The organism is Heyndrickxia sp. FSL W8-0423 (genome assembly GCF_038009395.1).
GTDB lineage: Bacteria > Bacillota > Bacilli > Bacillales > Bacillaceae_C > Heyndrickxia > Heyndrickxia sporothermodurans.
The window spans coordinates 77,255-89,284 of sequence record NZ_JBBPBE010000001.1; the positions used below are offsets into that span (position 1 = coordinate 77,255).

A 12,030-nucleotide genomic window follows, 5' to 3' on the forward strand; every position below is an offset into this window, starting at 1 on the left:
ATCTCCTTTACTGGACATGAAAAATTGCGTAATTAAACGCAATTTTTCATGTGGCTGTTTTTGAAAAAAATAGCTTAATACTGTTTCTCAAGTTCTTGAAGATTCGGTTCAGAACCAAATACTTTCTTATAGATGTCTGCATATGTTCCATTTTCAACAATTTTCTTTATCGCCTTATCGAGATCTTCTTTAATTTTGCTGCCTTTAGGGAGCATCATTCCGTAAAATTCGGATGGAAAGGAAGAATCGGTTATTACTTTTAGTTTTTTATTTGGGTTGTTTTTTACATATTCTTCGACGACTGCATTATCTGCAACGACTGCATCTGCTCCACCCTTCAAAAGCTCCATAATCGCTAAAACATTGTTTTCAAATTTTTTAATATCCTTGTTGTTTTTTCCAAGAATCCCTTCCGCCACCGCTTGGCCAGTTGTACCGTTTTGCACTGCAACAGTTTTCCCTTTTAAATCGGCGCCACTTTGAATGCTACTATCTTCAGGGACGAGGATTTTATTAATTGATTCAAAGTATGGTAAAGAAAAATCATAGGTTTGCTTTCGGTCTTCATCAATTGTGATTGATGAAATTCCAATATCGGCTCTTTTACTTTTAAGCTCGACAAATAACGGGTCCCATCCTACATGGACAAGCTCATAATCATAGCCGGCCTCTTTTAGAACCGCATCGACAATATCTACATCAAAACCAACGATTTTATCCCCATCCATTGATTCCATTGGAGCATAAGCCGCATCTGTTACAACTCTTAATTTCTGCTTTTCCTTCGAATCCGCTCCTCCACTATTTACTTTTTCAGTACTTCCACAAGCCGAAACAAGCATAAGCAGTCCAATGGCCAGTGAAAAGAGAGCAGCTCTCCATGTCTTTTTCTTCATCCTATTTCCCCCTAGCAATTTTCTTAATACTTAAAATTATATATGATAGAACCTTATACCTAAAGAGTAAATATTTTAAATATTTCGATCATTTATTTTATATTCTGATAACTTTCGACCCTTTCCCCAAAAGGTGCCTGACACCATTTATGCATTTTTGGAATATTTATTCAGGTTTTGCATAATTGGTGTCAGGTACTTATTTGGGATTAAATGTAGTTTTTTCCTTAAAGTGTTGTTATTTGGTGAAACACGATTGTTCTATAAGAATAAACGATTTCTGTTTTATCCATACTAAAGAAAACTAACGGAGTGATAAAAATGATGGTATCAATTATTCGAATAAGCCTTGTTGTGATTTCTTGGCTTACGGCAATCTTTCTTCCGAAAAAATCTTTTATTAAATTTCTTCCCGTGACGTTTTTTTCGGCATGCATTCTTTTAGTTGAAAATGTTTTGGGAACTTCTTATAAATGGTGGAAGGTGAAAGGGGGAGCCAAAGCGTCGGCAAATAATGCACTTACATTTATCTTTGGTCCTTTTTTTGTAGGTAACATATGGATATTTCATTTAACTTATCGGAAGTTTTGGTTATATACACTAATTAACTTATTAATGGATATGATGCTAGCATATCCACTGAATTTTTTGTTTGATAAATTTGGTCTCTACAAACTAAAAAAGTTTAAACCGATTCATCTCTTTTTGACTTCATTCTCATTTTCCTTTTTGAATTACGGATTTCAGCGATTGATGGATAAAGGAAAGGGCGTTGTGCCTACTCCGTCAAGTATTCCTTTACAACAAAATAAAAGGACGAGGAGCTAGACCCCTCGTCCATTTTATTTTAGAAATACATGATTTCCGATTGTGGTTACTACTTTACGGGATTGAATCCATTTATCTGTGGCAATTTTTGGATTATAAAAATAAACTGAGCCGTGTAATCGATTTTTTCTAGTTAATGCCTGTTTTACTGCTTGTTTTGCTTCCGATGATGCGGGTTTGTTTATTGCACCATTTTGAACAGGTGAAAAAGCATAAGCATGTCCCACTACCTGTTTTATTACACTTGTAACTGTGTCCGGAAAATTTGGTGAATCGACGCGATTTAAAACGACAGTCGCAACTGCTACTTTTCCTTTGTAAGATTCACCCTTCGCTTCCGCTTCTACTAAGCGGGCTAATAGAGCTTCCTCATTTGCAGAAATAGATACACTTTTATGTTTTTCACGATTTTTCATGAATTGTTTAACCGACTTTTTGGCTAATACCTTTGTTTTATCAGGTATTTGTGCCATTTTTTTGATTTGAACATCAGATTGATTATTCTTTTGTCCTTTATTTATATTTGAAAAGTTTCCTTTGTTTTGTTGTTGCTCAGTATCCCAAACATTTTCGGATTTCACTACTCGTTGACCAGTAAATGCTTCAGCAGTTCGGTTTTGTATTCCTATAAAAGCAGTTGTAGCTACACATGCTACAACGATGGATTTCAATAATATGTTTTTCATGGGTGCTACCTCCTGATGTTTTTTACAGTATGGTACATACCCTAACATATCCATTTATCCATATACAGAACACAATGATTACATTTCTTTTTAATTACATGACAACATTACAAAACGAAAACAAATATGACCTTTTTCCTACAATTAGGACAATTGACCTAATTGTTGTGTGACCCTTACAAAATTCGATAAACTGGTATGTCAAATATGAGTGAATAGGAACTAACTAGACTATATAGATTATGAATTTGGGCGATTTGTTTTACGGCCCACCCGATGTCTGTTGCGTATTGGTGAGTTGCCTTACGTGATGAGCTTGCAGCATCCGGATTCCATCTCATTTTATATAATGTATTTTGTCCAGCATTGATATAGCCTTTAGCGATAAACTCTGCTCCGCCGATGATGGCTTGTTCCGGTGTGAACCAGCCTGCATTGTAAGCAAAATTTGCACCTGCTTTAACTGGGTCTGAGTCAAAAGCGCCGATTCCATACATATTGTATACGGTTTTTCCGTTTACTTTTACACCATTAGCCAGTGTGGACTTACCATTACCTGTTTCAAGCAAGGCATGTGAGATTAAATACAGCTCATTGATTCCATACGTATTTCCTGCTGTAATGAATGCAGAAGCTTTTCCACTCAATATTCCTTTTCCAGCTAGAATTCGATCATTTACTTCTGCAGCTTGAACATTGGTCGTTTTTGATAGATTAATAAATTGTAATGATTTAATTGGATCGTTAACAAAATTACTTGGATCTAAGTAATACTTGATATCGTCAGGACTAGCATTAACCCATGTTTTATTATATTTTACTTCGTACCAAGTATAACCATCTGAACCTTTTTTAGACGAAAGAATCGTCAGGCTTGTCCCTTTAGAAACTTGACCAACACTCCAAAAATTCGTCCCTGCGCCGCCTCTAACGTTCCAGCCGCTGCCTTGAACAACACCTACCGTTGGTTTAGAGGAAGAATTCAATTTCAAAGCATCTTCTCTAATATATGTACGGTATTTATTATCTGTTTGCGGATTTGCAGCCATTTGAATTTTAACCATTTCATCTAAAGTAAGATTATACTCACTGTACGTCGTTTTCGAATCTTTGTTTGCATTCTGTAATTTAGTAGTTAAAAATTTTGCACTTACATAACCTGTTTTTCCATTTGCGGTGATTTTCGCCCACCCATTACTTTCTGAAAGAAAAGTGACAGCTGTTCCTCTTGTTAATTTGGCAATGATTGTGCCATTTGTAGAGGCTGATGAACGCATATTTAAATTCGTTCCCGCATCCACATTTACATACATTATTGTTCCAGTGGCTACTCCACCATTTTGATTTCCTTGATCATTATTATTTGAAATTGGTTTTGTAGCTGATAAAAGTTCTGACTTCACATAGCCGATTTGATCGTATACTTTAATTTTTGACCAGCCATTGGACTCCGAGTAGACAAGAACAGCTACCCCTTTACCAATATTAACGATAACGGATGCGTTCGTTGATGGGCTTGCATACATGCTTATTCCAGAAACCGATGCGATGTTGACATATTTTGTTTTTGGAGTAGTAGTTTCTGTTTGCTTTGATGTAACTAAATATTGGCTGCTTACATACCCTGTTTTTCCGTTAACAGTAATTTTTGACCAGCCATTAGATTCGGATAGGACGGTAACTTCTATGCCTTTTTTTAGTTTCGCCACGATTGATCCACTTGTTGATGCCTTATTTCGCATATTCAACGTTGAACCTGCATCGACTTCCACATATTTCGTGACCGTTTTCGTTGGTGTCGTTTGTTTTGGTGGGTTCTTCGTTGGTTTGGATTGCGTGTTTTTATCCGTTAAATACTTGCTGCTTACATAACCCGTTTTACCACTTGCAGTAATTTTTGACCAACCATTGGATTCGGATTGGACGGTAACTTTCGTGCCTTTTTTTAGTTTCGCCACGATTGATCCACTTGTTGATGCCTTACTTCGCATATTCAGTGTAGAGTCTGTATCGACATCTACATATTTCGTGACTGTTTTCGCTGGTGTCTTTTCCTTTGGTTTCGATTGAACTTTTTTATCGGTTAAAAACTTACTGCTTACATATCCTGTTTTCCCGTTTGCTTGGATTTTTGACCAACCGTTAGACTCGGATAAAACAGTAACTTTTGCACCTTTTGCTAGTTTGGCAATGATAGTTCCATTCGTTGCCGCTTTATTTCGCATATTCAACGATGATCCTGCATCTACTTCAACATACTTCGTAACGGTTTTTGCTGATGACGGTTTCTTTGGTGGATTTGTTGTTGGTTTGGACACGGAACTTGGTTTCCTTGTATTCGCAGCCAAATACTTACTGCTTACATATCCTGTTTTCCCGTTTGCTTGGATTTTTGACCAACCGTTAGACTCGGATAAAACAGTAACTTTTGCACCTTTTGCTAGTTTGGCAATGATAGTTCCATTCGTTGCCGCTTTATTTCGCATATTCAACGATGATCCTGCATCTACTTCAACATACTTCGTAACGGTTTTTGCTGATGACGGTTTCTTTGGTGGATTTGTTGTTGGTTTGGACACGGAACTTGGTTTCCTTGTATTCGCAGCCAAATACTTACTGCTTACATATCCTGTTTTCCCATTTGCTTGAATTTTTGACCAACCGTTAGACTCGGATAAAACAGTAACTTTTGCACCTTTTGCTAGTTTGGCAATGATAGTTCCATTCGTTGCCGCTTTATTTCGCATATTCAACGATGATCCTGCATCTACTTCAACATACTTCGTAACGGTTTTTGCTGATGACGGTTTCTTTGGTGGATTTGTTGTTGGTTTGGACACGGAACTTGGTTTCCTTGTATTCGCAGCCAAATACTTACTGCTTACATATCCTGTTTTCCCATTTGCTTGAATTTTTGACCAGCCTTTGGACTCGGATAACACCGTAACATTTGTACCTTTTACTAGTTTCATAATAATAGAAGCATTCGTTGATGGTTTACTGCGTACATTCAATGTTGAACCCGCATCCACATTAACTGACTTTACTACATTTTGTGAAGTTAACACACTCGGAGGTTCCGCAGCCAGAACAGTTTTTTCAAACGCAATGGTAGATAGTGCAGCAAAACACAATCCCGGAATGATGACACTTTTCTTCAATTTTTTCTCTCCCTCCTAAAATCTAAATTATCTTAATTTAATTCTAACATATTGCAACACTTTTAAAATCGAAAATTGTCAAATTCACTTAGATTTTCAGCGAGCAATAGGTCTTTTGTTCTATATCTTTCTTGGAAAACGATCTTTTTTTCTAAAAATATCAATTTCTAAATACCTAGTAACTACTTCTTAAGTCTTTCCCAATAATTCACATTATTAAATCATAATTAAATCTATTAATATTGTAAAATCGTGTTATAATTTGTAAGAAAAAGTTTACAAAAAGTGAGGTTCATTTATGAAGAAAAAAATTCTTATTATTATTTCTAGTATTATAGGAGTATTGATTATAGGAATTGGCGGATATGCGTACTATCTTTACAGTTCTGTAAAGGATACTGCAAACAAAATGCATGAAGAGGTAAAATTAGATCGTCCTCATCAAAAACCGGATATTAGTAAAAATAGTCAGCCGATTTCTATTTTATTAATGGGTGTGGATGAACGTAAAGGTGACCGTGGCCGTTCAGATACGTTAATCGCAATGACCCTTAACCCGAAAAAAGGGAATATGCAGATGGTGAGCATTCCACGTGATACGAGAACAGAAATTATCGGTCACGGGACAACGGACAAAATCAATCATGCCTATGCTTTTGGTGGACCAAAAATGGCCATCGAAACAGTGGAAAACTTTACTGGTGTCCAAATGGATTACTTTATTCGTGTGAATATGGAAGCCCTTAGTGAGTTGGTTGATGCAGTTGGTGGTGTAACAGTCCAAAATAAACTGGATTGGATTGACGAAGGGATTTATAAAAAAGGCTACCACTTTGCAAAAGGGGATGTTGAACTCGATGGAAAAAAAGCGCTCGGATATGTACGTATGAGACATTTCGATCCGAATGGTGATTTTGGCCGTAACGAACGTCAACGTCAAGTTATCGCTGCAATTGTAAACAAAGCAGCAAGCATTTCATCCGTTACCCGCTTCGATGATATTCTAAATGCATTAGGGGACAATGTGAAAACAAATATGACCTTCGATGATATGATGGATATTCAAAAAAACTATCGCAATTGCCGAAATAATATCACGCAGTATGAAGTAAAAGGTGTAGGTGGTAAAATCGGCGGTATCTACTATTTAAGTGTTCCTGATGAAGAAAAGTCAAAAGTAACGAAAATGTTAAAGGACAACTTAAAGAAGAGCTAATGAGAAAAGCGGAAGCGCCTTGCTCATCGACGTAAAAACTGGAGGGACTTTGACTGAGATAAAGGAAACACGATGAGCCTGAAAGGCGAATCGATGTTGACTTATCGTAGGGAAAAGTCCTGAAGTTTTCTAGTCGATAGGCGCTGGAGCTAGACAAATAGAAAAGCGGAAGCGCCTTGCTCAGCCCCGACAAGCAAATGTACATCGGCAAAAAAAGTCTGCTCTTTGGCTTTTATTGCCAATGTACATTTGACCTCGAGGGGCTAGGCGCTGGAGCTAGACAAAGCAGATACTTTTAAGGAACATTACCTTTTAAAGAACGTATGCCCCATGATTATGTAAAATGAAGCATCCCATATTAAGGATGCTTCATTTTTTTGATTACTATTCTAACCTACATTCTCCCAACAAGATCCATTACATCGTCTTGTAACTTCTTATTTAATTCCTGACTTTTTTCCATTGAATCCGCCTTAACACCGAAATAAAACTTCGCTTTTGGCTCGGTTCCTGATGGACGTAGGCAGAACCATGAACCGTCTTCTAAATAATATTTCAGCACATTTGATTTTGGTAATTGAATATTTGTTGTTTCTTCGGTTAGTAAATTTTTACGTTCGCTCATTTGATAATCTTCTACGGCTGCGACCTTTAATCCCGCAATTTTTGTTGGCGGATTCTTACGGAATGTATTTAGAATTTCCGCAATCTTTTCTGTTCCTTCTTTCCCCTTTAACGTTAAAGAGCGTAAAGATTCAATATAATAACCATATTGGGCAAATATGTCTAAAAGACCATCATATAACGATTTCCCCTGTTTTTTATAATAAGCGGCAACTTCAGCTGCAAACACTGCAGATTGTACTGCATCTTTATCGCGAACAAAATCTCCAATTAGATATCCATAGCTTTCTTCATAACCAAAAAGGAATGTATACTCACCGGATTGTTCATACTCTTTAATTTTTTCTCCTATAAATTTAAATCCAGTTAGTGTATCAAGCGTTGAAATACCGAAGGATTTGGCAATCTCACGGCCAATTTCAGATGTCACGATCGTCTTAATCACAATTCCGTTTGACGGAAGAGTTTGTTTCTCCTTCATCTTCGTTAATAAATAATGAAGCATTAAGGCACCTAATTGATTTCCTGTTAAAACTTGATACTCACCAACATGATTTTTCACAGCTACCCCAATGCGGTCCGTATCCGGATCAGTTCCAATTAGAACATCTGCATCGTTTTGCTTGCCATATTGAATGGCTAATTCAAATGCGGCATGTTCTTCAGGATTTGGAGAAGTGACTGTTGAAAAATTCGAATCAGGCAACTCCTGTTCTTTGACGACGGTAACATTTCGGAAACCAAACGCTTCAAGTCCTTTTCGAACAGGGATATTACCTGTCCCATGTAAAGGGGTGTACACGATTTTTAACGAGTCGGCAACAGATTGAATAAGTTCCTTATCTTGTCCAATACTTCGCAATGCTTGTAAATATGCTTGGTCTACTTGTTCTCCTATGTATGTCAATATTTCATTTTTTAGAAGTTCCGACTCATCTGCAACTTGAATGACTAGCTCATTTTCTACTTTATTAACGTATTCTACTAATTCATCCGCCTGTTTTGGTGGCAGTTGTCCTCCATCTTGGCCGTATACTTTAAATCCATTGTATTCAGGCGGGTTGTGACTTGCCGTAATAACAACACCTGAAAATGCGTGTAAATACCGAACCGCAAAGGATAACATCGGTGTAGGGTGTAATTCTTTAAAAAGATACGCTTTAATTCCATGTTTTCCAACTGTTTTCGCTACCTCTAAAGCAAACTCTGGTGATTGATGACGACTATCGTAGGCAATAACTACCCCACGTGACTTCGCTATATCCCCTTGTTCCTCAATATATTTAGCAAGTCCTTCTGCAGCTTTACGGACAGTATAAATATTCATGCGATTGGTCCCAACCCCTAGTTCACCGCGCATGCCGCCAGTTCCAAATTCTAAATTTTTATAGAAGCGGTCCTCAAGCTCTTTTTCATTTCCCGTAATTTCATTTAGCTGATCTTTTAAATCCTGATTTAAATCGTCAAATTGACTCCATTTTTCATAGGATGATTTCCAACTCATTATGTATTCCTCCAAAAAAGTAATTCTTATATTAACAGTATAATATTATACATTTTTTAGCAAAGTCTAATGGGAATTTTTTATTAATTATTCTTTGAAGAAAGCAATTGGGGACATTATCATTACTTTACAATATAATTTCTTACTTAAACACAGGCTTTTCTTTGTTATAATACTACTAAGCAAAGCGGATATACGATGTTGGACCCTTTGGAGGCACTGCGACTAACGCTTATTATACATAGAGAGGATTTATTAACTTGGATGAAAAAGTCATAAGAGTTTTGGAGATTATTGAAAATAATGCACGAATTCCTTTAAGTACATTAGCGAAAATGGTGAATTTGTCGGAAGCTGATGTAACCGAGATTATTAAGGATTTAGAAAAAAGGAACATTATAGCAAGCTATGTTTCTGTTATTAATTGGTCAAAGTTGACGGAGCAGGAAATGGTTACTGCGTTGATTGATGTGAAGGTAACACCAAAGCGTGGTGTTGGTTTTGATGATGTGGCTGAACGAATTTATCGTTTTCCACAAGTAAAGTCTGTTTATTTAATGAGTGGCGCATTCGACCTGTCTGTTGAAGTAGAAGGAAAAACGATGCTGGAGGTTGCAAGTTTTGTCTCGGATAAATTAGCGACAATCGATTCTGTGATTTCCACTTCTACTCATTTTATTTTAAAAAAGTTTAAACACGACGGCGTAATACTTGGTGAAAATGAAAAAGATCGAAGGATGATTATACAACCATGAAAACTGAATTAATGAATCCATCCCATTTTTTATCTGAAAATGTCAAAATAATTAAACCTTCAGGAATTCGCCGTTTCTTCGATCTCGCCTCACAAATGGAAAATGTTATTTCATTAGGTGTTGGCGAGCCTGATTTTGTCACACCTTGGAATTATCGTGAAGCGAGTATTTTATCATTGGAAGAAGGGTTTACTGCCTATTCGCCTAATGCTGGATTACTTGAATTACGCCAAGAAATATCTACTTATATGGAGCAGCGCTTTTCTGTTCAGTACTCTTCAAAGAATGAAATAATCGTAACGGTCGGAGCCTCTGAAGCGCTTGATATTGCATTAAGAGCTACTTTAAATCCGGGTGAGGAAATTATTGTAGTGGAACCATGCTTTGTATCTTACGTTCCAATCGTTGAACTTGCTGGTGGAAAAGCAGTGACCGTTCAGGCTTTACCTGAATATGATTTTAAAATTCAACCGGAGCAAATCGAAGCATTAATTACTGAAAAAACAAAAGGGATAATTATTTGTTCACCTAATAATCCAACTGGAACGGTTTTAAATAAACAGGATTTAGAAGGAATAGCTGCTGTTGCGTTGAAGCATAATCTCCTCGTTTTTTCAGATGAAATTTATGCGGAGCTTTCTTATGATGAGCCTTATACGAGTATTGCTTCCTTACCCGAAATGCGGGATCAAACCATTGTAATGAATGGCTTCTCGAAAGCATTTGCCATGACTGGCTGGAGATTAGGCTTCGTTTGCGGTCCAAAAGAAATTTTACAAGCCATGTTAAAAATTCATCAATATGCCATTATGTGTGCACCTACAATGTCCCAATTCGCTGCTATCGAGGCATTAAAAAATGGTCATACGGAAATGAAGAAAATGATCCGAAGCTACCATAGTAGAAGAAACTATATGGTAGAAGAGTTGAACGAAATTGGCCTCCCTTGTCATATACCTGGTGGAGCTTTCTACGTCTTCCCAAATATAACACCCACCGGCTTAACAAGTGAAGAATTTGCCGAAAAACTCCTGATCGAACAACAAGTCGCCGTCGTCCCAGGATCCGTCTTCGGCGCAAGCGGTGAAGGCTACATCCGATGCAGCTACGCAACCAACATCGACCAACTCCAAGAAGCCATCACCCGCATCAAAAACTTCCTCAAATAGTGTCAGGCACCATTTATTCATTTTTCGGCATAAACATGCGCATTTTTGAATAAATGGTGTCAGGCACTTTGTTCATTTAGGTACAATTGTGTAAGTTAACGCTTAAATCATATATTTTTATGAGTTAGAGTTTTCTAGTGAAGGGGCATTTTTTTGGATTCAAACATTCGCTTGATACAATATTGATAGTTTTTCATAGTTAGAGTTTTTTATCCCGCTTTAATACAAAAAGTTTCAATTTTTACTTTTTGAATATCATATTGAAAACAGTAAGGAGGATTCAGATGATCCGTTCAATGGATTTTATTTATAAGAATGGCTCGCAAAATCATAATGAAGATGCTTATGTCATTAATCGAGAAAATCACATTTTCGCTGCTATTGATGGAGCTACCGGTTTAGGAGGTCTTTCTGGAGATATTGCGTCGAATATTATTAAACAAAGTTTGGAAAAGGTTTCCGAGCGCTCCCTTCGAGAAAAAGTGGAGGAAGGAAATACAAAATTGCGACTAAAAACGGAGGAATTAAAGAACCTTCCACTTACTAGCATTTCTAAACTTGAAAGAAGCACCTGCAGTCTGGCAGCAATACAATTGAACGGAAATCAATATTTGGAGTACGTATCTTATGGTGATTGCATGCTCATTTTACAATATAAAGATCATTCCATTCGTATCGTTACCCATGATCATGTAGATGTATTAGATTCACAAGCAATTAAAATTGTCCATCGAATGTTATTAGAAGAAGAGACTGAAAAGGGAATCGATTTAAATCAATTACCAGAAGAAAAGATTTTATCCCTTTTACAGGAAAAGAAAGACAAAATAAAAATTCTCCTACATGAAAACCGAAGCAAATTAAATACTTTTGAAGGATATGGAATCATTGATGGAAGTGAAGAAGCTTTATATTTTATGGAATATGGGGTTATTCCTTTCATTAATATTAAACAAATTCTGCTCCTTACAGATGGGTTGAAAATGCATACCCACCAACAGGACACTAAAACACATAAAAATAGCTGGGAACAAAGTGCCACCATCGCCTTTAACCATGGAATCAACGAATTATATAAACAAATCATCCAAATTGAAAAAAACGACCCTGCATGTATCGAATACCCTCGCCTAAAAAAACACGACGACAAAACCGGCATCCTCCTCACATTTGAATAGGTGTCAGGCACCA

9 protein-coding genes are annotated in these 12,030 nt (G+C 36.8%); 5 read left to right on the forward strand and 4 right to left on the reverse strand.

The window, feature by feature from the left end; all coding sequences use genetic code 11:
• Positions 1–74: 74 nt before the first annotated feature.
• The gene (locus MKY81_RS00375; RefSeq protein ID WP_341116146.1) at positions 75–896 is read right to left on the reverse strand and encodes a basic amino acid ABC transporter substrate-binding protein; all 822 of its coding nucleotides are present in this window, start codon (positions 894–896) and stop codon (positions 75–77) included.
• 321 nt (positions 897–1,217) lie between these two features.
• Between MKY81_RS00375 and MKY81_RS00380 the strand changes: the two genes are divergently transcribed.
• Positions 1,218–1,724, forward strand: coding sequence for a hypothetical protein (locus MKY81_RS00380; RefSeq protein WP_084347491.1), 507 nt, complete (start codon positions 1,218–1,220; stop codon positions 1,722–1,724).
• A 14-nt stretch (positions 1,725–1,738) separates the two neighbouring features.
• On the opposite strand, the gene MKY81_RS00385 is transcribed toward MKY81_RS00380, so the two are convergent.
• Both MKY81_RS00385 and MKY81_RS00390 read right to left on the reverse strand, forming a co-directional pair.
• Positions 1,739–2,410, reverse strand: coding sequence for a cell wall hydrolase (locus MKY81_RS00385; protein WP_107920957.1), 672 nt, complete (start codon positions 2,408–2,410; stop codon positions 1,739–1,741).
• A 176-nt stretch (positions 2,411–2,586) separates the two neighbouring features.
• Positions 2,587–5,571: an SH3 domain-containing protein gene (locus tag MKY81_RS00390; RefSeq protein ID WP_341116147.1), complete on the reverse strand. Its 2,985-nt coding sequence runs from the start codon at positions 5,569–5,571 to the stop codon at positions 2,587–2,589.
• 298 nt (positions 5,572–5,869) lie between these two features.
• On the opposite strand from MKY81_RS00390, the gene MKY81_RS00395 reads away from it, so the two are divergent.
• Positions 5,870–6,787 carry an LCP family glycopolymer transferase gene (locus MKY81_RS00395; protein WP_341116149.1) on the forward strand — a complete coding sequence of 306 codons (918 nt, stop codon included), beginning with the start codon at positions 5,870–5,872 and terminating at the stop codon, positions 6,785–6,787.
• Between the two features lie 394 nt (positions 6,788–7,181).
• Here the strand turns inward: MKY81_RS00395 and MKY81_RS00400 are convergent, their stop codons facing one another.
• Positions 7,182–8,915: a phospho-sugar mutase gene (locus MKY81_RS00400; RefSeq protein WP_108073646.1), complete on the reverse strand. Its 1,734-nt coding sequence runs from the start codon at positions 8,913–8,915 to the stop codon at positions 7,182–7,184.
• 254 nt (positions 8,916–9,169) lie between these two features.
• On the opposite strand from MKY81_RS00400, the gene MKY81_RS00405 reads away from it, so the two are divergent.
• The 3 genes from MKY81_RS00405 to MKY81_RS00415 all read left to right on the forward strand — a co-directional run bounded on the left by MKY81_RS00405 (position 9,170) and on the right by MKY81_RS00415 (position 12,017).
• Positions 9,170–9,670 carry an Lrp/AsnC family transcriptional regulator gene (locus MKY81_RS00405; RefSeq protein WP_066228876.1) on the forward strand — a complete coding sequence of 167 codons (501 nt, stop codon included), beginning with the start codon at positions 9,170–9,172 and terminating at the stop codon, positions 9,668–9,670.
• Complete coding sequence (locus tag MKY81_RS00410) at positions 9,667–10,839, forward strand: aminotransferase (RefSeq protein WP_235598285.1); 1,173 nt, start codon at positions 9,667–9,669, stop codon at positions 10,837–10,839. The genes MKY81_RS00405 and MKY81_RS00410 overlap by 4 nt, the downstream gene beginning before the upstream one ends.
• A gap of 284 nt (positions 10,840–11,123) precedes the next feature.
• A complete protein-coding gene (locus MKY81_RS00415) occupies positions 11,124–12,017 on the forward strand; it encodes a protein phosphatase 2C domain-containing protein (protein ID WP_341116153.1) in 894 nt (297 codons plus the stop codon).
• The last annotated feature ends 13 nt before the right edge of the window (positions 12,018–12,030 follow it).

Coding starts and splice junctions, on each gene's coding strand:
- MKY81_RS00375 (WP_341116146.1), bottom strand. CDS start 896: ATGAAGAAAAAGACATGGAGAGCTGCTCTCTTTTCACTGGCCATTGGA.
- MKY81_RS00380 (WP_084347491.1), top strand. CDS start 1,218: ATGATGGTATCAATTATTCGAATAAGCCTTGTTGTGATTTCTTGGCTT.
- MKY81_RS00385 (WP_107920957.1), bottom strand. CDS start 2,410: ATGAAAAACATATTATTGAAATCCATCGTTGTAGCATGTGTAGCTACA.
- MKY81_RS00395 (WP_341116149.1), top strand. CDS start 5,870: ATGAAGAAAAAAATTCTTATTATTATTTCTAGTATTATAGGAGTATTG.
- MKY81_RS00400 (WP_108073646.1), bottom strand. CDS start 8,915: ATGAGTTGGAAATCATCCTATGAAAAATGGAGTCAATTTGACGATTTA.
- MKY81_RS00410 (WP_235598285.1), top strand. CDS start 9,667: ATGAAAACTGAATTAATGAATCCATCCCATTTTTTATCTGAAAATGTC.
- MKY81_RS00415 (WP_341116153.1), top strand. CDS start 11,124: ATGATCCGTTCAATGGATTTTATTTATAAGAATGGCTCGCAAAATCAT.